This is a genomic window from Streptomyces tyrfis (genome assembly GCF_037034285.1).
Lineage (GTDB): Bacteria > Actinomycetota > Actinomycetes > Streptomycetales > Streptomycetaceae > Streptomyces.
The window spans coordinates 1-25,323 of the sequence record NZ_JBAGJZ010000074.1 but is presented as its reverse complement, the minus strand read 5'-3'; the positions used below and the strand labels follow the sequence as shown (position 1 = coordinate 25,323).

The window sequence follows — 25,323 nt, the reverse complement described above, 5'->3', positions numbered from 1 at the left end:
TGTGCACCACGCGCTCCGGATCGAGTCCTTGCAGGGCTCCCACCGGCTGCCTGTCGTAACGGAACTCGCCGTCGTAGTCGTCCTCCAGGACCAGCCCGCCCGTACGGCCCGCCCAGTCAACGACCGTGGCGAGAATCCGGGAAGTTTCGACCGGCCTGCCGGTCTCCCCGCTCCCGGACCGGTCCGTCCATGGCACCGTGCCCCTTGATGCCAGCCTCCGGCATGAAGTGGGCGTGGCAACCGAGAGTGAGCGCGTCGCCGGCCGAAGAGTTCACACTGTGCGCGGGATCCGCTGCGCGCGGCCACGGAGCCGGAACGCCGTCACGATCTCGACGATGCCGACCACGATCAGCCACCAGCCGGCGACCAGGGTGAGCACTGCGACCGAGGTGAACGGCGAGGTGATCAGCACGATCCCCGCGATGAAGGTGACGACGCCCAGGACGGCCTGCCAGCCGCGCGCGGGCATGACGGGGTCGTGAAGGGCGGCCAGGGTGTGGGTGATCCCGCGAATCAGCCAGCCGATGCCGATCCACAACGCGAGCAGCAGGATCGACTCCAGTCGGCCCCGGAAGCAGAACAGGCCCAGCAGGATCGACAGGGCGCCGCTGATGAAGGCCAGGACGCGCAGCGAGGTCGCCTTGTGCGTGCCGAAGGCCGCCGCCAGTTGGAGCGCGCCGCTGAGAATGAGGTAGATGCCGAAGAGGATCCCGGCGACCAGCAGGGACGGGCCCGGCCAGGCCAGGAGCACGATCCCGAGGATCAGGGAGGCGATGCCGGTGAACAGGACGACCTGCCAGGCGGTGCGGGAGAGGTGGTGCAGGAACCCCTCGAAGGGCGGCTCCATGTAGCCCGGCTGCGGTTTCGGCGCGTGCACGTTCCCCGCGGCATGAGTGTGGCGGTCGTCGTATTCCGGTCCCCGGGGGGAACCGCTCGGTACGTCGGTCATGATCCATGCTTGTACCGGGCGCGGACGCCCCGCCACCCCTGCCGGTCCAACCGGCTGACGGCGCAGGCGGGGACCGCGCCCGGGGCGGCTACCACGGCCCGGCGGAAGACGGCGGCGAAGCCGCGCGGCCGGGCGCGGCCGGGCGTCGCGGGGACGGTCCGCGCGCCGAGATCCTCCGGGAGCGACGCCGGTGTCCGACGGCCCGCAGCGTCTGCCACCCGTACGCGGCGGACAGCAGTTCCGTAGCGGGCCGGCCGGCCCGCGACGGCACACCTCGCCCCCAGGTCCGGGTCCCGGTCCGGGTTCCGGGGCCGGGGCCGGTGACACCGCTCGGTCCTCCTCCCCCGGGCGTCGGCCCGCGGCGCGCCCGGTCGTCGTCCCCGCCGCGGCCGGCAGCCCGAGACCGACCACCCACCAGAAGGTGTCGGCGAAGGCGGCGGGAACATCCTGGTGCCGGGCGTCCAGCCGGTCCTGGAGCACCACGGCCAGGGCCGCGGTCCCGAGGGAACCGCCCACGGTGTTGAGCAGGTTGAGCGCTCCGGAGGCGCCGGCGATCCGCTCGGGCTCGATGCGGCTGTAGACGATGTTCATCACCGGGGCGCTGATCATGGCCGTCCCGAAGCCGCGCACCAGGAGCGCCGCGACGATCGCGGCGTCCGGCAGGTCGTGGTCGAGTCGCGTGAACGGCACCATGCCCGTGAGGACGAGCGTGACACCGGTGATCACCAGAGTTCTCCGGGCCAGCGCGTCGATGGTGCGGTTGACCAGTACGGACCCGGCGGCCGCGCCCAGCCCCTGCGGGACCAGGAGCATGCCCGTCTGCCATGCCGACAGCCCGCGCCCCGTCTGCAAGTGGAGCGGCAGCAGAAAGGTCGTGCCGAACACCGACGCGCCCAGGAGGGGCAGGGCCAGGGCCGCGGCCCCGAAAGGCGGCCTGGTGAAGAACCGGGGGCGACCAGCGCCGTGTCGCCGGCCCGCAGTCCGTGCACGACAAGTCCGGCCAGCATCAGCAGTCCGGCCGTCACGCCCAGCGTCGCCGGCACCGTGCGTCCATGGGCCGCCTCGGTCAGACCGAGGACCAGGACGGCCAGCCCGGGGGACAGCAACGCCGCGCCCCGGACGTCGAAGGCCGCCCGCCGCGGCAGGGGCGGCACCACCGCCACGTGACGGCGGGCGAGCAGCGCCGCCCACGCTCCCCGCACCAGGATGCTGGGGGTGAGGCCGCGCCGTGCCGCGAGGCGGGTGAGCCCGGCGACCAGCGGAGCGTCGAACGTGACCACCTCGGGCTCCTGCCAGGCCGGCCCCGGTCCGTCCGGCCCGGCCCCCAGGTAGTCGCCCTCGGGCAGCCCCTCCAGTTCGTCCGCCCAGGCGCCGAGGTCGGGCTCGTGGGCGGCGCGCCAGTCGAGGTAGCGGCCGAACGGCACCGGGACGGGCAGAAAGGGAGCCTCGCCGCGCGCCCGCGCCGTGTACAGGGCGAACAGCTCGGTGAGGATGCGCGGCGCCGACCAGCCGCCGGAGAGGACGTGATGGCTGGTCAGGACCAGGTCGAGGCGTTCGGCGCGGTGCCGGATCACGGTCAGCCGGACCAGCGGGCCGGTGCGGAGGTCGAACGGTTCGGCCAGGTCGGCGGCGAGCACCGCGTCGGCCGGCCCCTCGCACACCCGGAAGCCGGGGACGGGCTCCTTCGGTACGACGGCGGGATCGGCCGGGAACACGGCGCCCAGGTTCGGGCGCCGCGCCAGCAGATCGGCGCCCGCCGCGCGCAGTGGCGTCGGTGTCGAGCGGTCCGGTGAGGGAGAAGCACGACTGCACGGTGTACGGGTCGGGTCGTTCGATGCGCGAGTGCCGCAGCATCACCTCCTGCAGGGGGGTCAGCTGTTGCACCTCGGCGAACGACCGGTCGTCGCCGAGCAGGCGGATCTCCGGTGCGGCGGCGACGTCGAGGAGCGCGGCACGCGGGCGCCCGGCCAGTTCCTCGATCCCGGTGGCGGTGAACAGGGCTTCCGGCCAGGTCAGCCGGATGCCGAGCCGGTCGTCGCGCACCAGCGCGTTGACCGTCAGGGCGTGGGGCAGCGGCATGTTCTCCGAGCTTCTGAGGCCCGTCCGTCCCCGCCCGGAGGCGGGGCTGCGCCGGGTGGTCCCGCTGGGCATCGACCGGTGCGGGCTGACCCTGCGCCTGGAGTACCCGCACACCCATCACGACGCCCGCGTCCTGTTCGAGAGCCCCGTGCGCCACATCGACCAGTTCGGACTGCGGATCCGCGCCCTGCTGGCCGCGTCGCGCCGCCTCTCCCAGGCCGGCCGCTTGTCGGCCTGAGCCGGCCCCGAGGCGTACCCCGCTCCCGCCGCGGCGGCTGGCGCGGGCCTTGGGCCGGGTGCACCATGGAGGGCACGGGCGATGAGGCTCGCCCTCGACCGCACGTCCCGTGCCGATGGCCTCTACGACGACCGGCCGCCCCCGGCGGACCCACGGCGGTGGCACCGCGGACCGGCGGCTCTGCCACGGAGGCATCGCGGATGCACGTGTACACGATGCGCAAGGCCCGCATGGCCCACGGTGACAGGACCATCCTCGACGACGTCACCCTCTTCATCCTGCCCGGCGCCAAGATCGGCGTCGTGGGCCCGAACGGGATGGGCAAGTCGACCGTCCTGCGGATCATGGCGGGGCTGGAGCGGCCGACGAACGGCGACGCGTTCCCCGCGCCCGGCGTCGGCATCGGCATCCTGGAGCAGGAGCCGCGCCTCGACGACTCCGCCACCGTGCGGGACAACGTCGAGGAGGGCGTGGCGGAGATCCGCCGCATGCTGCACCGCTACGAGGAGGTCACCGCCCGTCTCGGCGAGACCGACGGCGAGGAGATGCAACGGCTGCTCGACGAGCTGGGCGGCCTCCAGGAGAGTCTGGACCACGCGAACGCCTGGGACCTGGAGTCCCGGCTGGAGCAGGCGATGGACGCCCTGCGCTGCCCGCCGCCGGACACGCCGGTGCGCGATCTGTCGGGCGGCGAGCGGCGCCGGGTCGCGCTGTGCAGGCTGTTGCTGTCCCAGCCGGATCTGCTGCTGCTGGACGAGCCCACCAACCACCTGGACGCGGAGTCCGTGGCGTGGCTGGAACAGCACCTTGCGGACTACCCGGGCACGGTCGTCGCCGTCACCCACGACCGGTACTTCCTGGACAACGTCGCCCAGTGGATCCTGGAGATCGACCGGGGCCACGCCTACCCCTACGAGGGCAACTACTCCACCTACCTCCAGACCAAGGAGACCCGCCTCCAGGTGGAGGGCCGCAAGGACGCCAGACTGCGGAAGCGGCTGGCGGAGGAGCTGGCGTGGGTGCGCTCCAACGCCAAGGGGCGCCAGGCCAAGTCCAAGGCGCGCGTGCAGCGTTACGAGGAGCTGGCGAGCGAGGCCGCGAGGATACGGAAGCTGGACTTCGATGAGATCCAGATCCCGCCCGGACCGCGCCTGGGCAGCCTGGTCCTGGAGGCCGACCACGTCACCAAGGGCTTCGGCGACCGGCTGCTGATGGAGGACCTGTCCTTCTCGCTGCCCCGCGGCGGCATCGTCGGCGTCGTCGGCCCCAACGGCGTCGGCAAGACCACTTTGTTCCAGATGATCGTCGGCCGGGAGCGTCCGGACTCGGGCGTCCTGCGACTCGGCGATTCGGTGAGGATCTCCTACGTCGACCAGAACCGCGCCGGGCTGGAGCCGGACAGGACGGTGTGGGAGGCGGTCTCGGGCGGCCTGGACCACATCCGGGTCGGCGAGGTGGACATGCCTTCGCGCGCCTACGTCGCCACCTTCGGTTTCAAGGGCGCCGACCAGCAGAAGCCCGTGGGGGTGATGTCCGGAGGCGAACGCAACCGGCTCAACCTCGCGCTCACCCTCAGACAGGGCGGAAACCTGCTGCTGCTGGACGAGCCGACCAACGACCTGGACGTGGAGACGCTGGCCTCGTTGGAGCACGCGCTGCTCCACTTCCCGGGCTGCGCGGTGATCACCGCTCACGACCGGTGGTTCCTGGACCGCGTCGCCACCCATGTGCTCGCCTGGGAGGGCGGCGCCGACTGGCTCTGGTTCGAGGGCAACTTCGCCGACTACGAGGCCGACAAGACACGGCGGCTGGGCCTTGAGGCGGCCCGCCCGCACCGGATCACCCACCGCCGCCTGGTCCGCGGCTGAGGGCCCGCGACTCACTTGGAGCCTCCGCCATGACAGATCTCGACCACGAGGCGGTCGCCGCGGTTCGCACGGCCCAGCTCACCGTCATCAACGCGAAATGGCACATCTGCGAGGAGCAGGCCGTCGAGCGGCTGACGCGGATCCGCGGCCTGGCGTGCACTCCGCTGTTCCCCGGACACGCGATCATCCAGGTCGTCGCCTGCGACGGACGGCTCCTCGGCCGAGTGCGCCGGCACCACGACGGGCGCAGCGCCCGCTGGGTCGCCGTCCCCGCCGCCACCGCTCACGAGATCGGCGCCTACCGCACCGCGCACGCGGCCGCCCGCGCCCTGGCCCGCCGGGACGGACTGCGCCGCTTCCGCGTGACCGACTGCCCGAACCGCGCGCCGAAACCGTCGGGCGGCGCGTGTCCCGGGCCGCGCGAGCCATGAGGGGAGACCCGGCGGGCAGGTCCGGACCGCGAAGGCCGGCGCGCGCGGCGTGAGCCTCCGCCCGTCCTACTCCTCCGCCCGTCCTACTCCTCCGCCCGTCCGCCCGTCTGCCCGTCCGCCCATCCGCCCATCCGCCCGTCCGGTCGGGCAGGTCCGGCGCGTCCGGACGTCCCGCGTCGGCCGGACGCGCAGACTGAAGTCGACCGGCCCCGCCGCCGGGAGGCGGACGGGCGGGGAACACCGGGAAGGAGCGCGATGACGCGGAAGCCCCCACGGCCCAAGGGACCGCCGGACGAGCCCGTACCGGAGGTCGCCGCGGCCCGGCTGAGGGTTCTCGCCGAGGCGAGCCGCGCGCTCGCCTCGGGCCTCGACGCGAAGGAGGCGCTGCGTCGGCTGGCCCGGGTGGTGGTGCCGCATCTGGCGGACGCGTGCGTCGTCGACGTGATCGAAGGGGAGTCGCTGCGCCGGCTGACGATCACGGACCGGGAGCCCGACCGGGCGCTTCGGGTGCTGCCCGGCGGGATCCTGCCCGGACCCGACGACTCGGCCGCCGCGCTGGCCCGAGTGCTGCGGGGCGCGGGACCCGTCGTGGTGACCGACCTCGGCGCACCCGATCCGAACGACCGTTTGCAGTCGGCCCAGTGGTCCCTGTACCGCACCCTGGGCGCCGCGAGCGTGCTCATCGTGCCGATGCGCGTGCGACGCGAGGCCCTGGGCGCCCTCACCTTCGTTCGACGGGCGCCGGCTCTCCCCTTCGACGAAGACGAGCAGGCACTGGCCGCCGACCTGGGACAGCGGGCGGGCCTCGCCCTCGACAACGCGCGTCTGTACGCGCTCCAGCAGCACACCGCCGAACAGCTCCAGCTCTCCCTGCTGCCGGACCTGACCGGCCTGGGCCATCTTCAGCTCGCCAGCCGATACTCGCCCGCCCGGGAGCGGGCCGAGGTGGGCGGGGACTGGTACGACGCCTTCCCGCTGCCGGACGGATCGGCGATCCTCGCCATCGGGGACGTGATCGGCCATGATCTGGCCGCCGCCGTACGGATGGGACAGCTGCGGAACATGCTGCGGGCGCTCGCCTACGACAGCGGTGACGACCCGGCCGGTGTGATGCGCCGTCTGGACCGGGTGATGCAGGGCCTGACCGGCATCGAACTGGTCACCGCCGTCATCGCTCGCATCGAGACGCCCGCCGAGGGAGCGTGGCGGCTGCACTGGACCAATGCCGGCCACCCGCCGCCCCTGCTGGCCCGGCCCGACGGCCGCACCCTGCTGCTGGAGGACGGCCTCGCTCCCGTCCTGGGAGTGGATCCGGGCCTCGAACGCACGACCGCGACCATGGAGCTGCCGTCCGGTTCCACTCTGCTCCTCTACACCGACGGCCTCATCGAACGCCCCGGCGAGGACATCGGCCGCGGCCTCACGCGGCTGCGCCAGCACGCGACCGCGCTCGCTCGCGAGCCGCTGGCCGTCCTGCGCGACGAACTGCTCGCCCGGCTGAGTGACGATCAGCACGACGACATCGCGGTTCTCGCCCTGCGTGTGCCGACCAGCCGGGATCGGCCCGCCTTCTGACCCGAGGACACGCCGCCGCCGGTTCCACGGTCCGGGGCCGCCCGCGGACGCCCTCACCCGGTACGACGAGTCTCCGGACGTGTGCCGGCCGGGGGAAGCTCCTCGGCGGCCGGTCGCGCACGGTCCGCGGGGCGCCGCGCCCGTCGGCGGGACGCCTCCGGCCGGTCGTCGCGCGTCCCGTCCGGCACCGAATCCCGTCGGCGCCTCAACGGTGTTGAGCGCGCGTTGATCTCTCGTTGACCTCCTGCTGCGACGTTGGACGCGCCGGATCCACCGCCGAACCAGGAAGGTTCTCATGCGCATACGTCGATTCACCCTCACCGCCCTCGCCGCGGCGGCGAGCCTCTGCGCGGCCCTGACGCCCGTCACGGCCGTCGCGCAGGAACGGACGCACGACTCCGGCGCCGGGACCGCGACGGTCGCCAACACCGCGTCCCGCGCGCAGCTCGACGCCTACTGGACGCCGGAACGGATCCGCGACGCCCGGCCGATGCCCGCGCCCGCCCCCGCCGTGGACCGCGCCGCCGCGGGCGCCGTCGCCCGGGAGAGCGGCGAGCCGGTGCACATTCCCGCGACCCGGCCCACGGCCGGTTCCGGGGCCCAGATCCGGTCCAGCGTCTGGGGCACCGTGGGCCGCCTGTACTTCACGATCCCCGGCAAGGGCGACTACATCTGCTCCGCCAACGTCGTGACGAGCAACAACCGTTCGGTGGTGGCCACCGCGCGGCACTGCGGCTTCGGCGACGGCGGCACCAACTACCGCTTCGCCCCCAACTACGACAAGGGCAACGCCCCCTACGGCTGGTGGGGTTGGCGCAGCGCCGGCTGGCTCACGGGCGGCGGCCAGGAGAACGACAGCGCCTTCCTCGTCCTGGACACGCCGAACGGCCGACGTGTCCAGGACGTCGTCGGCTCCACCGGGCTGGGATTCAACTGGTCCAGCAACTACGCGCACATCCTGGGCCTTCCGGCGGACAAGGACTACGCCGTGTGGTGCGAGGGACAGGGCTACGCCGGTCCCGGCGGGCAGCGGCTGATGGACAACTGCAACGGCCTGTCCGGCGGTGCCAGCGGCGGCGCCTGGATCGAGCACTACCAGGCCGACGGCTCCGCGACGCAGACCGGCGCCTACTCGGGCAGCTACGGCTCCGCCGCCGCGGCCTCGTCGTACGGCAATGCCGCCTACGACGTCTGGAACGGGGCCCAGAACAGCTGACGTCCCGCGCGCCACACGGCCCGGCCGTCACGGCCCGGCCGACGGAGTGCGGGCCCGCGACCGTCCCGCGCCGCCCTCCCCTCCCCCGTCACCTGCCGCAGGCCCGGTGACGGGGGCGGTCGCCGTGTTCCCGCCCGCGCCCCCGCCCAGGGCCCCACGGGCCCCTCGCGCGATGCGACGGCGCCTCGTTTTGTTCCCCCCTCCCTCCCTTCCCGATCAGGTGAAATACCTCACGAGATCAAAGTTCAATGTTCAACTAGATCTCGCGTAGGGTTCCGAAATATCCGGACAACCCGGCATGAGTTCCGCGGCCGGCAACCCAGCGGTCGCGGAAGGAGCAAGGAGATACACCATGCTGAACCGCATGATCGGACGGCGGATCGCCGCCACGGCCGTCGCCACGGTGCTCGCCGGTGGCGCGCTGCTGACGGCGACCGGAGCCGCTTCGGCGGCACCGCGCCCCGCGGCCGAGCGAGCGGCCACCGTGTCCCACACCGCCGTCGCAGCCGAGCACGGCCGGTGGGACACCCACCGCGGCGACCACGACTCCCGCTGGGACCGTGGTGACCGCGACTCCCGCTGGAACCGCGATCACCGCTCGGACCGCAGCCACCGCTGGGACGGCTACCGCACCTGGTACCGCACCGGCAGCAGCTGGTACAGCTACGACCACGGCCGTCAGTACCGCTACGACGGCCACCGGCTCTACCACTCGGTCCACGGCACGTGGGTCCTGGTGACCAGCCTCCCGCACGGCTTCGGCCACCACCTCTTCCGCTGATCCCGGGACGCGCCGCGCCGCCGTGCCTCCGCACGGCCGGCGGCGCGGCCGCCCGCCCGGTGCCCAGGAGCTGATCAGGCCATGGCCTACCACTTGGACAAGTCACTCGACATGCAGCTCGTGCTCGCCTCGCATGAGCACGTCACGGTGCCCGCCTGCCTGCGCTACGGTTCGGACGATCCGTACGCCGTGACCTTCGCCTTCCACACCGGTACCGAATCGCCGGTGACGTGGACCTTCGCCCGCGATCTCCTGGCCGACGGCCTCCTCCGGCCGACCGGGGACGGGGACATCCGCCTCTGGCCCAGCGGCGCCGGGCGGCCGGCGGTGCTCAATCTCGCCCTCTCCTCCCCCGCGGGCCGGGCCCGGCTCGCCGCGCCGCTCCGCGTCGTGACGGACTGGCTGACCCACACCTACCAGCTGGTTCCGGCGGGGCGGGAGACGGACGACCTCGACGTGGAGGCCGAGCTGTGCCGGCTGCTCCACGGCACGGGCTGAGGCCCCGGCGCGGGCCCGGGCCCGGGTGTCCGCGGCGGTCCGCCGCCGCGACCGTGACCACGCCGCCGGTCCCCTGATGTCACCCGCCCCCGCTCGACCGGCCCGGCCCGCCGATGTGTTCGGCGGATGGGACGGGGACGACCGGGGTGCGCGGCGCGGACGGCAGCGTCCCGGCGCCGATCGGCACTCCGGCCGCGCCGATCAGGACGCGCGTGCGCCGGGGCCCCCGGCGCGAGGCGCGCGAACCGCCGGCAGCCCGCGGCGCCTCAGTGGTGCGGCTCCTTCTCGCACGTGTGCAGGCGGTCGAAGAGCCTGCGGAGCGTGTACGCGGCGAGTCCGCCCGACAGGAACGCGACCAGGACGATCGCGAGCAGGCCGGCATTGTCCTCGCGGCGGTAGTAGTCGCTCGGGACCGGCGCCGCCATCGGCTGCCCGTAGGGCCAGTACGGGTTGACCGGCGGAAGGGTGGGGCCGGGCGGTCCGCTGGGCCCCGGCGGGCCCGAGGGTCCCGCCGATCCGGGAGGGCCGGCGGCCCCCCTCTCCCCGGCGGGCCCGGGCGCGCCGTCCGCGCCGTCCCTGCCGTCCAGCCCGATCCGGCCGGCGGCCTCGCCGCCCGCCTCCCCTTCGCCCGGCTCCTCCCCCGGCCCCCGTGGCCCGGCGAGCGCGGCGGGTCCGGCCGAATCGTTCGGAGCCGGGATCCTGGGCCCGTCCTGTCCCGCCTGGCCTCGCACCTCCGGGGAGCCCCCCGGCCCCCCGGACTCCGCGGGGCCGGGCAGGCCGGAGGGACCGTCCTCCCTCAGGGGCGCGACCCCGGCATTGGCCATGGGTTCGAGGACGTCCCCGGTCCTCGGCCTCTCCCCCGCGTGCCCCGCCGGTCCCGTCGTTCCGCCGCGTCCGAGCGGTGGCGCCGGCCGCACGGGCTCCCTCTGGACGGTGGTGGCGCCGTGAGAGGCGGCCCCGTCGCCCCGTGCCGTCACATAGCCGTTCCGGTAGAGGGTCAGCAGGACGGTGCACATGAGCGCGGCGGTTCCGAGGACCAGCACGATGACGGCCTTGAGATGTCTCAGATGAGATCTGCAGCAGCGGGTGTGACGGTCGCGAGAGTGCATTCGGCAGGACTTCCGCGTAGGTGGCGGGGGCGGCAGGAAGAGGGACGGCCGATCTCGGCAGGCGGCATCCCCGTCGGCGGGGAACGCCTGCGCGGCTGATCCGCTCGACGGTGATCAGCCATGTCATATGAGAGCACGATGAACGTGGTTACCCCGGTAACCAATGGAGTGATTGTGCCGCCCGGCGCCCGCGGGCCCCGGACCCCGCAGCCCGCCCGGTGGGCTGCCCCGCTCACGCGCCACCCGACCGGTCCAGGCCCGTCCCCGCCGCGCCCCGACGGGCGACACCGCGCCGCGTCCGTCGCCCGTTCGCCGCGCGGGACCGGCGGGCGCACCGCGACGGGCGGCGGACTCGGCGGCTCAAGGGCCGCGGTCCGACCGGGAATCGGCTCGCGTCCGGCCCGTTCACCTGACCGGCCCCGTCCGGCGGGCCGTTCCGCACCCGGCCGCCGGTCCCGCCCTTCCGCCGCGGGCCCGGTCGGGGAAACCGGCGGCGGGCGCGGCGCCCGGGCCCGTTCGCCGACCGCCGTCGAGTCCGGCGCGACGGCCGCTCCGTGCCGGGACGCCGTCGGGTACGGCGCGCCGGTCGTCCGCGCGGGCGCGGCCGTCGGGGAGACGCCCGGGCGCGGGGCCGCGCGGCCGGAGCGGCGCGTCAGATCGAGATGCCGCCGCGAGGGGACCTGTCTAGCCTCCGAATCGGGACGGAATCCGTTCCCGTTCGCTGGCTTCGGCCTCTCCCGGACACAGTCGGAGATCCCATGGACTTCCCGATCGAGCCGTGCCGTGTGGCGCCGACCGCCGCCCGCCCCGGGCGACCGGGGCCCCGGCCCACCGGACACCGGCCGGGCCGGGGTCGTGGCGGGCGCGATCCGCGTCCATGACACCGGGACGCGGCCACGGCGGCGGAGCCCGGCGCGGTCCGTCGCGCCGACGTCTCGAGGAGTGTGGGCCCTGCGGCCCACGGGTGGCTGTCGGGCAGGTCGGCGGCGGACAAGCCCTTCGGCAGTACCGGCCCGCGGGCCGGCAGGCGCCGTGCCCGACACGGCCGACGACCGGCCGACGGGCGGGAGCGTCCTCCCGCCCATGACCCTGGAGCGTTCACATGATCAATGTCATGCCCGTGGACGGCGTCGTCCCTTCTCCCGAGGCGCGGGAGCCGGCCGATCTGGTCATCCGCAACGGCCGTGTGCACACCGGGGACGGCGCACGGCCCTCGGTCGCCGCCCTGGCCGTCCGCGACGGCCGTATCACCGCCCTGGGCGACGACTCCGACGTCGCCCCCTTCGTGGGCCCGCGGACCAGGGTGGTGGACGCCCTCAACCGGCGGATCGTTCCCGGACTCAACGACTCCCATCTGCATGTGATCCGCGGCGGGCTGAACTATCTGCTGGAGCTGCGCTGGGACGGCGTCCCCTCGCTGCGCACCGGACTGTGGATGCTGCGCGAGCAGGCCGCGCGCACCCCCAGGGGCCAGTGGGTGCGCGTGGTGGGCGGGTGGACCGGGGAGCAGTTCGCCGAACGGCGGCTGCCCACCGTGTCGGAGCTGAACGCCGCCGCCCCAGACACTCCGGTGTTCGTGCTGCATCTGTACCAGTCGGCCATCCTCAACCACGCCGCGGTGAAGGCGGTCGGATTCACCAAGGACAGCGTGGCTCCCCCCGGCGGGCAGATCGTCCGCGACCACTCGGGCGAGCCCACCGGAATGCTCCTGGCGGCCCCCGCGGCCGGGCTGCTGTACGCCACCCTCGCCAAGGGGCCCACGCTGCCGGACGACGAACAGGTCGGCTCCACCCGGCACTTTCTGCACGAGCTGAACCGGCTGGGTCTGACCAGCGCCATCGACGCGGGCGGCGGCTTCCAGAACTTCCCCGAGAACTACGGGGCGGTGATGAAGCTCGCCGAACAGGGTCGGCTGACCATGCGCATCGCGTACCACCTCTTCCCGCAGACCGCGGGGCAGGAGCTCGACGATCTGCGACGGTGGATCGGCATGGTGCGGCCGGGCGACGGCGACGCGTGGCTGCGGCTGAACGGCGCCGGCGAGAACCTCGCCTGGTCGCCCGCCGACTACGAGAACTTCACCGAGCCCCGGCCGCTCCGCCCCGAGCAGGCGGACAGCGAACTCGACGCGGCGGTACGCCTGTTGCTCGACAACGGCTGGGGCTTCCGGCTGCACGCCACGTACGAGGAGACGATCCGCGCCAACCTCGACGTCTTCGACGCCATCGCGGCGGACGGCGGCTTCCCGCGCGGGGTGCCGTGGTTCTTCGACCACGCCGAGACCGTGTCCGAGGCCGGCCTCGACCGGATCGCGGCCATGGGCGGCGCCCTGTCCATCCAGAACCGCATGATGTTCCAGGGCAGCGCGTTCAGCGAACGCTACGGGGCCGCCCGCACGGCCGACACGCCCCCGATCCGCAAGATGCTCGACTCCGGCATGACGGTCGCCGCCGGCACCGACGCCACCCGGGTCTCCAGCTACAACCCCTGGCTGTCCTTGGAGTGGCTGGTGCGCGGACGCACCATCGGCGGGCGGCTGCTGGCGTCCCCCGAGAACCGGGTCGACCGCGCCACCGCGCTGCGCATGTACACGGTCGGCGGTGCCGAACTCAGCGGCGAGAGCGACGTCAAGGGCATCCTCAAGGAGGGCTACTACGCCGACCTGGCGGTGCTCACCGAGGACTTCTTCTCGGTGCCGGAGGAGGACATCTCGCACATCGAGTCCCTGCTGACCGTCGTCGGCGGCCGGATCGTCTACGCGGCCGGGGAGTTCGAGGGCCTCGCCGCACCGCTGCCCGGCGTCGAGCCGGCCTGGAGCCCGGTGGCCCACTACGGCGGATTCCACCGGACCGTGCTCCCGACCCCGCCCTCGGGGGTGCGTCAGGCGCGGGCCCTGGTCGAGGCGGCGGCCGAGTCCGAGGAGCACCGGCAGTGGCGCCTCGCCCGGGGCTTCGCCCAGGACGGCACCCGCCCCTCCGAGATCTTCGACGCCTGCTTCGTGCTGTGACCGGCGCACAGGCGCCCTTCCCGGCCCGGCGGCCGCCGGGCCGCGGCGCACAGCCCGGAGAACAGCCCCCGCACGACGAAAGGTTCGGCATCGTGGTGAACACCCAGAACGTGAAGGCCGACCCCGCGGCGTCGCTCCTCAGCCCGGGGAACAGTGTGCTGGTGCTGGTGGACCACCAGCCGCAGATGTTCTTCGGCACGACCAACGCCGACCGCGGCGAGATCATCAACGCCACCGTGGGGCTGGCCAAGTCCGCCAAGGTGTTCGGCGTGCCGGTGGTGCTGACCACCGTCGCGTCGAAGAGCTTCTCCGGTCCGCTGCTGCCGCAACTGGCCGAGGTCTACCCGGACATCCCGCCGATCGACCGGACCACCATGAACTGCTGGGAGGACCAGCGCGTCGTCGACGCGGTCAAGGCGACCGGCCGTCCGAAGATCGTGCTGGCGGGGCTGTGGACCGAGGTGTGCATCTCGCTCGCCGCGCTGTCCGCGGTGGAACAGGGGTACGAGGTGCACGTCCCCACCGACGCCTGCGGCGGGGTGTCCGTCGCCGCGCACGACAACGCCGTCAAACGCATGACGCAGAACGGCGTGGTGCCCACCACCTGGCTGACCACGCTGCTCGAATGGCAGCGCGACTGGGGCCGCACCGAGACCTACGGCCCGGTCATGGACGTCGTCATGGAACACGCCGGGGCGTACGGGGTGGGCGTCGCCTACGCCCGTGCCATGCTGCCCGCACACTGATCCGGGCGGACGGGGCCCCCGCTCCGGGGCGGACGCCGTGCCCGCCCCGTCCCCCGTCCCCGACCCAGGCAGGGAGCGACAACGGATGACACCTCCTGTGGACGGCGGCACGGCGGCCGGCGCCAAGCCGCCGCCCGCCGGCGCCGCCCCGGTATCGACCTGGCAGCCGCTGCGGCTGCGGGTGTTCCGGACCCTGTGGATCGCGCAGTTCGTCTCCAACGTCGGCGGCTGGATGCAGACGGTCGGCGCCCAGTGGCTGATCACCCAGGAGTCGGGCTCGGCCGGTCTCATCGCCCTGGTCCAGACGTCGGCCAGTCTGCCCGTCCTGCTGCTGGGCATCCCCGCCGGCGCCCTGGCGGACATCATCGACCGCCGCAGACTGCTCCTGGGCGCCCAGGTGCTGATGCTGGCGGCCGCCGGGCTGCTCGCCGCGCTGACCGCCCTAGGCCGGATGAACTCGTACGGCGTCCTGGCGCTGACCTTCGTGCTGGGCTGCGGCACCGCCCTGATGAACCCGGCGTGGCAGGCCATCCAGCCCGAACTCGTACCCAGGGAGCAGATTCCCTCCGCCGCGGCCCTCGGCGGGGTGAACATGAACCTCGCCCGCGCCGTCGGCCCCGCGCTCGGCGGACTGGTGGTCGCGCTGGCCGGCACGGCCACGGTCTTCGCGGTCAACGCGGCGTCCTTCCTCGTCACCCTCGCCGCCCTCGCGACTTGGCGCCGCCGGGCCGAGCCCGACCCGATGGGGGCCGAACGGATCCTCCCGGCGCTGCGCGCCGGCAACCGCTATGTGCGGAACGCGCCGAGGGTGCGCCGGGTGCTGGCCCGGTCGCTGCTGTTCGTGCCGTGCGCCGCCGCCCTGTGGGCGCTGCTGCCCGTCGCCGCGCGACAGGAGCTGGGCATGGGCGCGGGCGGCTACGGCGTGCTGCTCGGGGCGGTCGGCGTGGGCGCGGTGTTCGGGGCCGCCCTGCTGCCCCGGGTGCGCGACCGCTGGTCGAGCAATACGACGCTGGCCGCCGGAGGGATCCTGTTCGCGGTGACCCTGGCGCTGCTGGCGCTGTTGCGCATCCCCTGGCTCGTCGGCCTGGTCCTGGTGTTCTCCGGGATCGCGTGGGTGGGGGTGCTGTCCCTGCTCAACGCCCAGATGCAGGTGACGACCCCCGGCTGGGTGCGGGCGCGGGCCCTGGCCTTCTACCTGACCATCTTTCAGGGCGGCATGGCGGTCGGGGCCGCGGTCTGGGGCGGGGTCGCCGATCGGATCGGCCTGGTGCCGGCGCTGCTGGTCGCCGCCGTGCTCCTCGCGGCCGCCTCGCTGGCCGGTCTGGCGCTCGCGGTGCCCGACACGCAACTGGACCGGTCGGTCTCCATGCACTGGGCGGCCCCCGCCCTGGTGCTGGACCCCCCGGAGACCGGCGGCCAGGTGCTCGTCACCATCGAGTACCGCGTCCCGCCGCGGAACGCCGATCTCTTCATCGAGTCCATGCGGGCCATGGGGAGGTCCCGGCTGCGCACCGGCGCGCTCCACTGGGACCTGTACCGGGACGGCACGCGCCCCGACACCTATCTGGAGGTCTTCCAGGTCGCCTCCTGGGAGGAGCATCTGCGGCAGCACAGCGGCCGTCTCACCGGCTTCGACCGGGAGACCGAGGAGCGCGCCCGGTCCCTGGTGGATCCCGACCACCCCTTCCAGGTCACCCACTACCTGCCCGCGCGGGCGAGCCGACCGGGGTAGCCCGTCGGCCGGGCGGCGCGACGGAGCCGGGCGGCCGCCCGGCGCGTACGGGCGCGCGGACCCGTTCCGGCCACCGGACCGCCCTGCGGCCGCTCCCGTTCCCCGTCCCTCTCATCCACCGGAGGTGATCGCGGCCATGACCACCGAATCCACGTCGTCCGGCGCGCCGCCGGCGCCCGCCGCGCCGGGGAACGACCCCGTGACGCCGTCGGCCATCGCGCGGCGCAGCGCCCTGGAGTGCCTGCTGACGCTCGTGCTGCTCTTCGGCGTCACCACGATCGTGCGCTGGGTGCTGGGTCCCTCCGCCGTCTCCGACGCGATTCCGCAGATCCATCCCAAGCTGCTGCTCGTCGGCGCGGCGGTCGGTCTGCTCCTCTCCGGGCTCATCCTGAGCCGGCCGGGCCGGCTCTCCGGCGGGCACATCAATCCCGCGATCTCGCTCGCCATGTGGCGCTTCGGCGTCTTCCCGGGGGTCTCGGTGGTCCCGTACATCGTGGCGCAGCTCGCCGGCTCGCTGCTGGGCGTGCTCGCGGCCCGGGCCGTGTGGGGGCCCGCGGTCGGACGGGCCCCGGTCTTCTACGCCTCGCTGCAGCCCGCATCGGGGTGGACGGAGGGCTGGCTGTTCGCGGCGGAGGCGGCCGGCATGGGCGTCATCGTGTACCTCGTCGGGTACTTCCTGCAGACGCCCCGGCTGGCGCCCGCCGTTCCCTGGCTCGTCGGTTTCCTCATCGGCGCGGCCATCGCCCTGCTCGGGACCAGCACGGGAGGCAGTGTCAATCCGGCGCGTCAGTTCGGCCCCGCGGTGGCGTCCGGGGAGCTCGCCTTCCTGTGGGTGTACCTGGTGGCTCCGATGGTGGGCGCGGTGATCGCGGCCTTCGCCCTGGAGCGCCTGCGCGCCCGTCGGGCCGTGCTCACCCACCGGCTCTGCGGCACCCGGGCCGACGGGAGCCCGCTGCCGCGGTGACGGAGCCGGTCCGGGTGCGGGGCGGAGGTCGAAGGGGGCGGACTTCGCGCTCCGCCCCCTCGTCGCGCACGCCGCGTCACGGGCCTCCGGCGCCCGCGGCGGAGAATCGCGGAAACATATGCGGACCGCCCCATGAAACCACGCCGTTCAGAGTTAAAAGACTCGCGCGATCCAGTAACTCGAAGAAATTATTACGACTTCATTGCCCATACCACCGATCACCCGAACGGAATTTATCAACTTCCTTCGACCGCCACCCCACAGCACGCTTCTTCCCCCTGACATGCGAGTGAACGACAAGAAAGGTCTCACCATGCGCGCTCTTCGTTTCAGTCGTTTCGGAGATCCTGACGTCCTGCGGCTCACCGATGTCCCCGACCCGGTCGCACGGCACCACTGCGAAGCGGTCGTCGCGGTCAGGGCCGCCTCGGTGAACCCCTCGGACCTGAAGAACGTCGCCGGGCGGATGGAGGGGACCACCCTCCCGCGCACGCCGGGACGCGACTTCGCCGGTGTCGTGGTGGACGGGCCGTCCGACTGGATCGGCGCGGAGGTCTGGGGGACGGGGGGCGACATCGGGTTCACCCGGGACGGTTCGCACGCGGAGCTGCTGACGATTCCGACGACGGCCCTGGCCCGCAAGCCCGAACGGCTCAGCTTCGAGGAGGCCGCGGTGGTGGGGGTCAACTTCGTCGTGGGCTGGCTCGGCGCCGTCGAGACGGCGAAGCTGACGGCATGGGAGTCGATCGCGGTGTTCGGCGTCTCGGGCGGCGTCGGCGGCGCCGTCGCGCAGATCGCGCGCGCCCTCGGCGCCCGTGTGATCGGCGTCGACCGGGTCGAGCCCGCCCCGTCCTCGCCCGCCGCCGCGGCCCTGGACGCGTTCGTCGCGCTCGGCGACCCGCAGGACGTCGGGGCCGGGGTCGTACGGCACACCGCGGGCCGGGGGGCCGACGTGGTGTACGACGCCGTCGGCGGCGTCACCACACCGGCGGCACTGGCCTCGTTGGCCCACGGCGGCCGGCTGGTGGTGATCTCCTCGGTCGGCACCCGGACGGTGGAGATCGACCTGCTCGACCTCTACCACAACGAGACCCGGATCCTGGGCTGCGACAGCCGCCGGCTCGACGCCACCCGGAGCAGCACCCGTCTCGGCCTGCTCCGGCCCTTCTTCGAGCAGGGCAGGTTCCTGCCGCTTCCGGTGGCCGCCCGCTACGGCCTGACGGACGGCAAGGACGCCTACACCGCCGTCGCGCACGGGGCCCGGGGCCGCGTCGTCGTGTGCCCCTGAGCGGGAGTCGGGTGCGCGGCGGCTCTCCGGGGCACACGGGCAAGCCTACGCATCCCCCTGCCGCCGCGCACCTCCACCGGCGCACCGGGCAAACCGGCCCCCGTTCCTCATTTCCGAATCGCCTTTCAGAAATAGCCGTTCACTCGAATGCCCAGGGGTTTCCAAGCCTTCTCGAAGGCGGTGAACCGGAAATAACTCCGCAATATCCGAGGGAAAAGCGGAATCCTGACGCCGATTGCGGCTCCCACGAGTTGTTGGCCCCAGAGGGTCGTCGTAGTGTCGGTAGTGCCGCAGCAAGAGCAAGGAGCGGCACCCTTAAAATCCTACGAAGGAGGCGAAGATGAAGATTCAGGGCATCTTCGACCACAGGGGCAGGGGCCACGGCGGACACGGTCGTGGACGCGGACACGGACGCGGTCGCGGTCGTGGTCGCGGGTTCGGACGCGGCGGCTACGGACGTGGTCGCGGTCGCGGCGGACGCTACTGACATCCCCTCGACTTCATCCCCGAGCAAGAGGCCGGCCCGCGCTTCGGCGCGGGCCCGTCTCGCTGTCCGGATTCTGACCGGATTCTGACCGGATTCGGGGCCGGACCCATGGCCGGACCGGTCCCGGTCGGTCCCGCTCGGTCCCGGTCGTCCGCACCAAAGGCGCGCCAGGGCCGAGTGGCCCTGGCCGAGTGGCTGTGAGCGGGCGCCTGTGGTGATGTGACGCTCATGCTCCTGCGTGGTTCTCCGGGACGCCTGGCGCCCGATGACGAGGTCTCCGAGGGTTCGGGTCCGGACACGGATGTGCCGATCCGGACCGATCCCGTGGAGATCATGGCGGCGTTCCGGCGCTTCTGGCCGCTGACCAAGGGAGACCGGGGCTGGTTCGTCCTCGTCATTCTGTGCGCCATCCTGTCCGCGGTGGCCGAGACCATCACGGTCCTGCTGTTCGCCGAGCTCACCGACACCGCGTTGCGGGACGGTTCGGTCAGCGCCTTCTGGAAGCCCGCCGGGCAGTGGCTGACGGTGGCCGCCGCCGGGGCGGTGACGGGGTATCTGGGGAACTCGCTCGCGGCCTGGGCCGCCGAGCGCTTCGTGCTGCGGCTGCGGGCCCGGGTCTTCAGCCATCTCCAGACGCTGCCCCCGCACTTCTTCCAGCGCAACCGCCGCGGCGATCTGGTGGAACGGCTGACGGGCGACGTGGAGGCGATCGAGGCGCTGGTGGTGTCCGGCATCGTGGGCGCGGCCTCGGCCCTGTTCAGCACGGTCTTCTACGCCGCCGCCGCGCTGTGGCTGCGCTGGGACCTGGCCCTGGCCACGTTCCTCATGGTGCCGCTCTTCTGGTTCACCACCCGCCGGTTCGCCGGGCCCCTGCGGGCCGTGTCCCGGCGGGGGCGCGCGGCGGACGGGGCGATCACCGCGGTGGTCGAGGAGACCCTGGTCAACGTCGTCATGACGCAGGCGTACAACCGGCGGCGCGACGAGGAGGAGCGGCTGCTGCACAAGGCGCGACTGCGGCTGAAGGCGGAGGTCCGGGCCGTCCGGCTCACCGAGTTCTACGAGCAGCTCGTCGAGGTGCTGGAAGCCCTGTGCGTGCTGACCATCATCGGCCTGGGGACGTGGGAGATCTCCGCGGGGCGCATGACGCTCGGCCAGCTGCTGGCCTTCGCCGCCTTCATCGGCTATCTGTATCCGCCGATCCGCTCCCTGGGGCAGCTCGGTCTGACGGCCACCGCGGCGACGGCGGGCGCCGAGCGTCTGCTGGAGATCCTCGACTCGCCGCCCGCCGTCACCGACCCCGATCCCGCCCTGACCATCGCGGTCCGGGACCGGGCGGCCGGCCGGATCGAGGCGGACCGGGTCTGGTTCCGCTACCCCGGCGCCGACGAACCGGTCCTGCGGAACCTCTCGTTCACTGCGGTCCCCGGCGAACTCGTCGTGGTCACCGGCCCCAGCGGCGCGGGCAAGTCGACCCTGGCGGCGCTGCTGCTGAGGTTCTACGATCCGGACGCCGGGGCCATCCGGCTGGACGGGGTGCCGGTCGACCGGATGCCGCTGGAGCATCTGCGCCGCAACATCACGCTGCTGCCCCAGGAGACGCTCGTCCTGCACGACACCATCGAACGCAACATCGCCTGCGGGCGCGACGGCGCGACGCACCAGGAGGTGGTGGCGGCGGCGCGGGCGGCGGACGCCGACGGCTTCGTCCGCGCCCTGCCCGAGGGCTACGACACCGTCGTGTCCACCGGAACCGCCCGCCTCTCCGGCGGCCAGTTGCAACGCATCGCGATCGCCCGGGCCATGCTGCGCGACGCCCCGGTGCTGCTCCTCGACGAACCCACCACGGGACTCGACCGGCTGGCCGCCGAGCGCATCATCGCCCCTCTGCGACGCCTGGCGCGGGGACGCACCACCATCGTGATCACCCACGATCTCGCCCTGGCCTCCGACGCCGACCGCATCTTCGTCCTCGACCGGGGACAGCTCGTGGAGACCGGCACCCACACCGAGCTCCTGGGGCGCAAGGGACTCTACGCCACGCTCTTCGAGCGCGGTCTCCAGCCGCACCAGGACGGCGCCCCCTCACCGGCGCGCCCCGGGGCCGATCCGTAGACCGGCCGGCGACCACACGGCCAAGGCCCCTCTGGCGCCGGGCGCCGTGACCGGGCCGTGGCGCTCCGGCGGACACGCGGGGGCGCCCGCCACCGGGTGGTGGCGGGCGCCCCGCGTTCATGTGCCGCTCAGAGGTGGTGCCACGTCACTTCGTGTGGCAGCCGCCCTTGTCGCGGCACGGCTCGGGCTTCGGCTCGGGCTTCTCGCAGTGCTTGTCGTGGCACGGCTTCGGCGTGGGCTTGGGCGTGGGCTTCGGGCAGTGCTTGTCGTGGCACGGCTTCGGCGGCTTGGGACAGTGCTTGCCCTCGCACGGCTTCTTCTTGACGTCGATCCGGGCCGTTGCCTCGTTCGATCTGACGGAGCCGTTCTCGGCGGTGGCCACCGCCGTGTTGACGACATGGCCGTTCTTGGCGTCGGCCTCGGTCACCCGGTAGGTCCCGGTGCAGGTGGTGCTGGAGCCCGGCTGTCCGGCCGGGGCCAGCGTGGTCGCCTCACAGGTCACGTCGGTCACCCGGTCGTCGGTGACGGTGACTCCGGTCAGCTCCTGCGAGCCGGTGTTGGTGACGGTGTAGGTGTAGGTGACCGTGTCGCCCACCCGGTAGGCGTGCGAGCGGTCCACGGTCTTCGTCAGCCGCAGCCCGGCCTCCGTCGCGACCCGCAGGATGACGTCGTCGGGTTCCGACACCACCTGGGTGTTGCCCGACCGTCCGTGGGCGGCCGCCACATTGATGACCGAACCCCGCGCGGCGTCCGCGTCCGTGACGGTGTAGGTGCCGGTGCAGGTCGTGGTCGCGCCCGGGGCCAGCGTGGTCGCCTGGCAGGTCACGTTCGGGACCAGATCGTCGTCTACCCCGATGCCTGTCAGGGTGGCATCACCGGTGTTGGTGACGGTGTACGTGTACGTCACCAGGTCGCCGGCGTGGTAGACGCGGGTGTCGTCGGCCGACTTCACCAGCCGCAGGCCCAGTTCGGAGCCGACGACGATGGTGACGTCGTCGGGCGGCGATGTCACCCTTGTGCCGTCCGCCTGGCCGTGCGCGGTCGCTGTGTTGGTGACCGAGCCGGCCGCGGCGTCCGCGTCGGTGACCGTGTAGGTGCCGGTGCAGGTCGTGGTGGCGCCGGGGGCCAGCGTGGTCGCCTCACAGGTCACACCGGTCACACGGTCGTCGGTGATGCCGACACCGGTCAGCTCCACCGGGCCGGTGTTGGTCACGGTGTAGGTGTACGTGACGGTGTCGCCCGCCTCGTAGACGCGGGTGTCGTCGGCCGACTTCTCCATGCGGAGCCCGGGGCCGGACTGCACCGGCAGGGTGACGTCGTCGGGCGGCGAGTCGACCGTGGTTCCGTCGGTCCGCCCGTGCGCGACCGCGGTGTTGGTGAGCGAACCCGCCGCGGCGTCCGCCTCCGTCACGGTATAGGCGCCGGTACACGTCATCGTCTCGCCCACGGCGAGGGTGGTCTGCGGACAGGTGATGCCGGTGACCCGGTCGTCGGTCACGTTCACGTCCGTCAGCGGGACGCCGCCGCTGTTGGTCACGACGTACTGGTACGGCACCGTCTGTCCCGGCATCAGCGGGGTCGGCAGCGGCGGGCTCTGCGAGACCTGCTTGACCAGGTTGAGCTGGGGCAGCGGAGCGGCCGAGTGCACGACGAGGTTGCGGATGAGGTGGACATCGGTGAACAACCCGGTCGAGGCGGCGAAGCCGAACTTGTAGGTGCTGGGAAGCGGTTGGGGCGCCGGGGTGGACAACACCTGCTGGGTGCCGTTGCCGTCGTGGAAGTCGATCGACACCGTGACCACCGGGTCGGGCGACGGGGAGACCTCGACGGTCACCGTGCGGCGCGACGGCTCCAGCAGCGCCTCGGCCTCCTCCGGCGTGGCTCCGGCCGGAATCGAGGTCGTCGGTCCCTGCAACTGCCCCGGTAGGGTCGAGGGCCAGGGGCCCGTCGTCGTGAAGTTGCTGGTCGTCGCGGTGAGGAAGCAGTACCCCTCGGTGCCGTCGCCGGGGCCGCGCAGGGTCACCATGTTCGGACCGGGCGCCGGGACATGGAAGGACGTGCCGGCCGGTGAGCGCGTGGCGCAGCCGTTGCCCCGGTGCTCCCAGTCGCCGAAGTAGTTGCCGAGCACGTCCAGGCCGACCCCGAGGTAGCCGTGGTCGACGCCCGGCAGGAACGTCGCGTTCGGGTCGTCGTCGGGCAGCTTCTGCGCATAGCCGAGGCTTCCGCCGAAGGCCCCCGGGGCGGTCAGCGACCCGGCGCCGTCGATGAGGAAGAACGAGATGCCGTCGGCCGGCGGGTTGGTCGTGCCGCCGTACTGCCACTGGTCGAAGCTGACGACCAGTCCCTGGTTCGCCGGCAGCGCGTGGTTGTAGAGCACCGCGGCGGACTGGTCGTTGGAGGCGTCGGTCAGCCGCAGATAGCCGTGCGGCGCGGCGTCGTCGGGCGGTACGGGGCCGATGGCGCCGGGCGGGCAGCCGGTGAGCGGGTGCGTGCCGGGACCTTGCGCGGGCGCCTGGGGCGCGCCGGTCAGGCAGGCGGGACCGAACCCCTCGAACTCCGGGTTCGCCGTGGCCCCGGTGAACGTCTCGTCCACCAGCGGCACACCGGCCGGCTGTGCTCCGGCCGGCTGGCTCGGCAGCCCCAACCCGGCTGCCACCAGGCCGAGTACGGCGACGCCGTTCACGGCCCATCTCTTCAGCCTGCGTTGCTCGGATCTTCCGGCCTTGGCACGGAGAGGTCTCAGACTCATGCCGCGAAACGTAGGGGGGAGCATTCCGATGAATGACGGCAACACGCCTCGCGAAGGGAACTCCCCTACTTCCGGCCTACGCAGGCGGATTATGAGGGACCGCGAGGGAATCCGCATCCGGAACTATAGGAATATTAAGCCGCATTGCCTCGGGGCGAGAACTCCCCGCATCTCGGCATGGGTTCACGAGGAGAAATTCCGTTCCGGTGCGGCGGGCCCCTGTCAGTGAGGGCCTGTCCGGCCGGGCAGGCCTCGCGCCACTCCGAACCGCCTCGGGCGATATCCGCGAGGGCATTTCTCCGCTGTACCCGGGCGGAGATTCACAAACCGGCCGCGCACAGCGCGAGATGCCCCGACGACTTCGACGGCCTTCGCCGGAAAGACGGATTGGGAATCGTCGGAACGGATCGCGGTCCCCCGGTCGGTCCGCGAGCGGTGGCGGCACGCTGCGGGCTGGCCCAGGCTCGCCATATGAATGCGCTATCCGATCGCCGGATCTTCCGTCGCGGTGGTCCGCGGGTGCTGGTCGGGCTGGTGTGCGCGGGCGCGCTCACGGTCCTGGCCCCGCAGGCCGCCGCCGCGCAGCGGGCGGGCGCGGCGGCGTCCGGGAGCGAGGAGTGCGCGGCGCCCACCGGGCCGTACCAGCGACAGCTGGAGGAATTCCTGGAACTTCCGGTGGACGGGCGTCAGTCGCCGCAGGACTGCGCGGCCATCCGCGATTTCCAGCTCCGGCAGAAGCTGAGCCGCCAGGACGGATACGCGGGGCTGGAGGCGTACCGCCAGACCCAGCTCGTGCGAGCGGGAGAGAGTCCGAATGCGGACGGCTCGTGCCCGGTGAATGTCGGCAGGGTGGTGTGCGTCGACATGACACGCCAGTTCCTGTGGCTGCAGAACGGCAAGAAGCTGGAATTCGGGCCGGTGGCCACCCGGACCGGCCGCTGGGGCGAGGAGACCCGCCCGGGCATGCACAAGATCTTCCGCCGCGTCCGCGACGACTATTCGCAGCTGTACGACAATGCGCCGATGCCGTACGCCCAGTATTTCGACGGCGGTCAGGCGATCCACGGCCGGTACGACGACCTGTTCGACGGCGGCGGTTCGGCCGGATGCGTCAATCTGCGGCTGGAGCACGCGAAGACGCTGTGGGACCGCGTGGGGATCGGTGACCAGGTGTTCGTCTGGGGCGCCAAGCCCGGCACCTGAGGCATCAGCGGTGCACGGCGCCGCGCGGGCGGCCTGACCGCAGGGGCGGGCGCCGCGAGCGGCCGTGAGCCGCCGGGGCCCGGCGTCCTGTCCCGACGGCCTGTCGCGGGGCCCCGGCACGCCCGTGCCGACGGGCCGGCGGACCCGTCCGGGCGCCCGGCACGGTCACCGCACCCATTCGTACTCGTCGTCCTCCTCGTCGGCGTCCCGGTCCTCGTCGCTGAGGAGATCGTTCATCTCGTCCTCGGTGAGGCCGTCCATCTCGCCCTCGGTGAGGTGGTGCGGCTCGTC

17 protein-coding genes, 3 pseudogenes and 1 riboswitch are annotated in these 25,323 nt (G+C 73.0%); of the genes and pseudogenes, 14 read left to right on the top strand and 6 right to left on the bottom strand.

Annotated elements, in window-relative coordinates; genetic code table 11:
- The 4 genes and pseudogenes from WA762_RS33850 to WA762_RS33835 form a co-directional block, all read right to left on the bottom strand.
- Positions 1–196 (bottom strand): annotated as a pseudogene (locus WA762_RS33850) (hypothetical protein); the annotation flags it as partial.
- A 75-nt stretch (positions 197–271) separates the two neighbouring features.
- The gene (locus tag WA762_RS33845; RefSeq protein WP_335941342.1) at positions 272–949 is read right to left on the bottom strand and encodes an HdeD family acid-resistance protein; all 678 of its coding nucleotides are present in this window, start codon (positions 947–949) and stop codon (positions 272–274) included.
- Between the two features lie 555 nt (positions 950–1,504).
- Positions 1,505–2,140, bottom strand: a pseudogene (locus WA762_RS33840) (MFS transporter); the annotation flags it as partial.
- Positions 2,141–2,178: 38 nt separating this feature from the next.
- Positions 2,179–2,586: pseudogene (locus tag WA762_RS33835) on the bottom strand (condensation domain-containing protein); the annotation flags it as partial.
- A gap of 353 nt (positions 2,587–2,939) precedes the next feature.
- Here WA762_RS33835 and WA762_RS33830 point away from each other — a divergent pair.
- The 7 genes from WA762_RS33830 (at position 2,940) to WA762_RS33800 (ending at position 9,635) form a co-directional block, all read left to right on the top strand.
- Positions 2,940–3,266, top strand: coding sequence for a hypothetical protein (locus WA762_RS33830; RefSeq protein WP_443080747.1), 327 nt, complete (start codon positions 2,940–2,942; stop codon positions 3,264–3,266).
- Between the two features lie 68 nt (positions 3,267–3,334).
- A riboswitch (Fluoride riboswitch) is annotated at positions 3,335–3,398 on the top strand.
- 68 nt (positions 3,399–3,466) lie between these two features.
- Positions 3,467–5,134: an energy-dependent translational throttle protein EttA gene (ettA, locus tag WA762_RS33825; RefSeq protein ID WP_335941338.1), complete on the top strand. Its 1,668-nt coding sequence runs from the start codon at positions 3,467–3,469 to the stop codon at positions 5,132–5,134.
- Between the two features lie 29 nt (positions 5,135–5,163).
- Entirely contained in the window at positions 5,164–5,565 is a 402-nt protein-coding gene (locus tag WA762_RS33820) for a hypothetical protein (RefSeq protein ID WP_335941336.1), read from the top strand.
- A 255-nt stretch (positions 5,566–5,820) separates the two neighbouring features.
- The gene (locus WA762_RS33815; protein WP_335941334.1) at positions 5,821–7,140 is read left to right on the top strand and encodes a PP2C family protein-serine/threonine phosphatase; all 1,320 of its coding nucleotides are present in this window, start codon (positions 5,821–5,823) and stop codon (positions 7,138–7,140) included.
- 295 nt (positions 7,141–7,435) lie between these two features.
- A complete protein-coding gene (locus tag WA762_RS33810) occupies positions 7,436–8,356 on the top strand; it encodes a peptidase (RefSeq protein WP_335941332.1) in 921 nt (306 codons plus the stop codon).
- Positions 8,357–8,708: 352 nt separating this feature from the next.
- A complete protein-coding gene (locus WA762_RS33805) occupies positions 8,709–9,137 on the top strand; it encodes a hypothetical protein (protein WP_335941330.1) in 429 nt (142 codons plus the stop codon).
- Between the two features lie 81 nt (positions 9,138–9,218).
- The gene (locus WA762_RS33800) at positions 9,219–9,635 is read left to right on the top strand and encodes an SsgA family sporulation/cell division regulator (RefSeq protein ID WP_335941328.1); all 417 of its coding nucleotides are present in this window, start codon (positions 9,219–9,221) and stop codon (positions 9,633–9,635) included.
- Between the two features lie 266 nt (positions 9,636–9,901).
- Here WA762_RS33800 and WA762_RS33795 read toward each other — a convergent pair whose 3' ends face one another.
- Positions 9,902–10,678 (bottom strand): collagen-like domain-containing protein, encoded by a 777-nt coding sequence (locus WA762_RS33795; RefSeq protein WP_335941327.1) that lies wholly within the window; start codon positions 10,676–10,678, stop codon positions 9,902–9,904.
- Between the two features lie 1,168 nt (positions 10,679–11,846).
- Between WA762_RS33795 and WA762_RS33790 the strand changes: the two genes are divergently transcribed.
- From WA762_RS33790 to WA762_RS33765, 6 genes are all read left to right on the top strand, one after another.
- Positions 11,847–13,751 (top strand): amidohydrolase, encoded by a 1,905-nt coding sequence (locus tag WA762_RS33790; protein ID WP_335941326.1) that lies wholly within the window; start codon positions 11,847–11,849, stop codon positions 13,749–13,751.
- Between the two features lie 92 nt (positions 13,752–13,843).
- Positions 13,844–14,497 carry a hydrolase gene (locus WA762_RS33785; protein ID WP_335941325.1) on the top strand — a complete coding sequence of 218 codons (654 nt, stop codon included), beginning with the start codon at positions 13,844–13,846 and terminating at the stop codon, positions 14,495–14,497.
- 85 nt (positions 14,498–14,582) lie between these two features.
- Positions 14,583–16,229 carry an MFS transporter gene (locus tag WA762_RS33780; protein ID WP_335941324.1) on the top strand — a complete coding sequence of 549 codons (1,647 nt, stop codon included), beginning with the start codon at positions 14,583–14,585 and terminating at the stop codon, positions 16,227–16,229.
- Between the two features lie 136 nt (positions 16,230–16,365).
- Complete coding sequence (locus WA762_RS33775) at positions 16,366–17,193, top strand: MIP/aquaporin family protein (protein ID WP_335941323.1); 828 nt, start codon at positions 16,366–16,368, stop codon at positions 17,191–17,193.
- A gap of 313 nt (positions 17,194–17,506) precedes the next feature.
- Positions 17,507–18,481: a quinone oxidoreductase family protein gene (locus WA762_RS33770; protein ID WP_335941320.1), complete on the top strand. Its 975-nt coding sequence runs from the start codon at positions 17,507–17,509 to the stop codon at positions 18,479–18,481.
- A gap of 715 nt (positions 18,482–19,196) precedes the next feature.
- Positions 19,197–21,080 (top strand): ABC transporter ATP-binding protein, encoded by a 1,884-nt coding sequence (locus WA762_RS33765; RefSeq protein ID WP_443080748.1) that lies wholly within the window; start codon positions 19,197–19,199, stop codon positions 21,078–21,080.
- Positions 21,081–21,225: 145 nt separating this feature from the next.
- Here the strand turns inward: WA762_RS33765 and WA762_RS33760 are convergent, their stop codons facing one another.
- Positions 21,226–23,829, bottom strand: coding sequence for a DUF7507 domain-containing protein (locus tag WA762_RS33760; RefSeq protein ID WP_335941319.1), 2,604 nt, complete (start codon positions 23,827–23,829; stop codon positions 21,226–21,228).
- 471 nt (positions 23,830–24,300) lie between these two features.
- Here WA762_RS33760 and WA762_RS33755 point away from each other — a divergent pair, with 471 nt between their 5' ends.
- The gene (locus tag WA762_RS33755; protein ID WP_335941317.1) at positions 24,301–25,032 is read left to right on the top strand and encodes a L,D-transpeptidase; all 732 of its coding nucleotides are present in this window, start codon (positions 24,301–24,303) and stop codon (positions 25,030–25,032) included.
- Positions 25,033–25,323: the final 291 nt, after the last annotated feature.

Bases quoted from the DNA above. Each gene is read 5' to 3' on its own strand.
- WA762_RS33820 (WP_335941336.1), top strand. From the start codon at position 5,164: ATGACAGATCTCGACCACGAGGCGGTCGCCGCGGTTCGCACGGCCCAG.
- WA762_RS33775 (WP_335941323.1), top strand. From the start codon at position 16,366: ATGACCACCGAATCCACGTCGTCCGGCGCGCCGCCGGCGCCCGCCGCG.
- WA762_RS33800 (WP_335941328.1), top strand. From the start codon at position 9,219: ATGGCCTACCACTTGGACAAGTCACTCGACATGCAGCTCGTGCTCGCC.
- ettA (WP_335941338.1), top strand. From the start codon at position 3,467: ATGCACGTGTACACGATGCGCAAGGCCCGCATGGCCCACGGTGACAGG.
- WA762_RS33790 (WP_335941326.1), top strand. From the start codon at position 11,847: ATGATCAATGTCATGCCCGTGGACGGCGTCGTCCCTTCTCCCGAGGCG.
- WA762_RS33760 (WP_335941319.1), bottom strand. From the start codon at position 23,829: ATGAGTCTGAGACCTCTCCGTGCCAAGGCCGGAAGATCCGAGCAACGC.
- WA762_RS33770 (WP_335941320.1), top strand. From the start codon at position 17,507: ATGCGCGCTCTTCGTTTCAGTCGTTTCGGAGATCCTGACGTCCTGCGG.
- WA762_RS33805 (WP_335941330.1), top strand. From the start codon at position 8,709: ATGCTGAACCGCATGATCGGACGGCGGATCGCCGCCACGGCCGTCGCC.
- WA762_RS33845 (WP_335941342.1), bottom strand. From the start codon at position 949: ATGACCGACGTACCGAGCGGTTCCCCCCGGGGACCGGAATACGACGAC.
- WA762_RS33815 (WP_335941334.1), top strand. From the start codon at position 5,821: ATGACGCGGAAGCCCCCACGGCCCAAGGGACCGCCGGACGAGCCCGTA.
- WA762_RS33765 (WP_443080748.1), top strand. From the start codon at position 19,197: ATGCTCCTGCGTGGTTCTCCGGGACGCCTGGCGCCCGATGACGAGGTC.
- WA762_RS33810 (WP_335941332.1), top strand. From the start codon at position 7,436: ATGCGCATACGTCGATTCACCCTCACCGCCCTCGCCGCGGCGGCGAGC.
- WA762_RS33755 (WP_335941317.1), top strand. From the start codon at position 24,301: ATGAATGCGCTATCCGATCGCCGGATCTTCCGTCGCGGTGGTCCGCGG.
- WA762_RS33780 (WP_335941324.1), top strand. From the start codon at position 14,583: ATGACACCTCCTGTGGACGGCGGCACGGCGGCCGGCGCCAAGCCGCCG.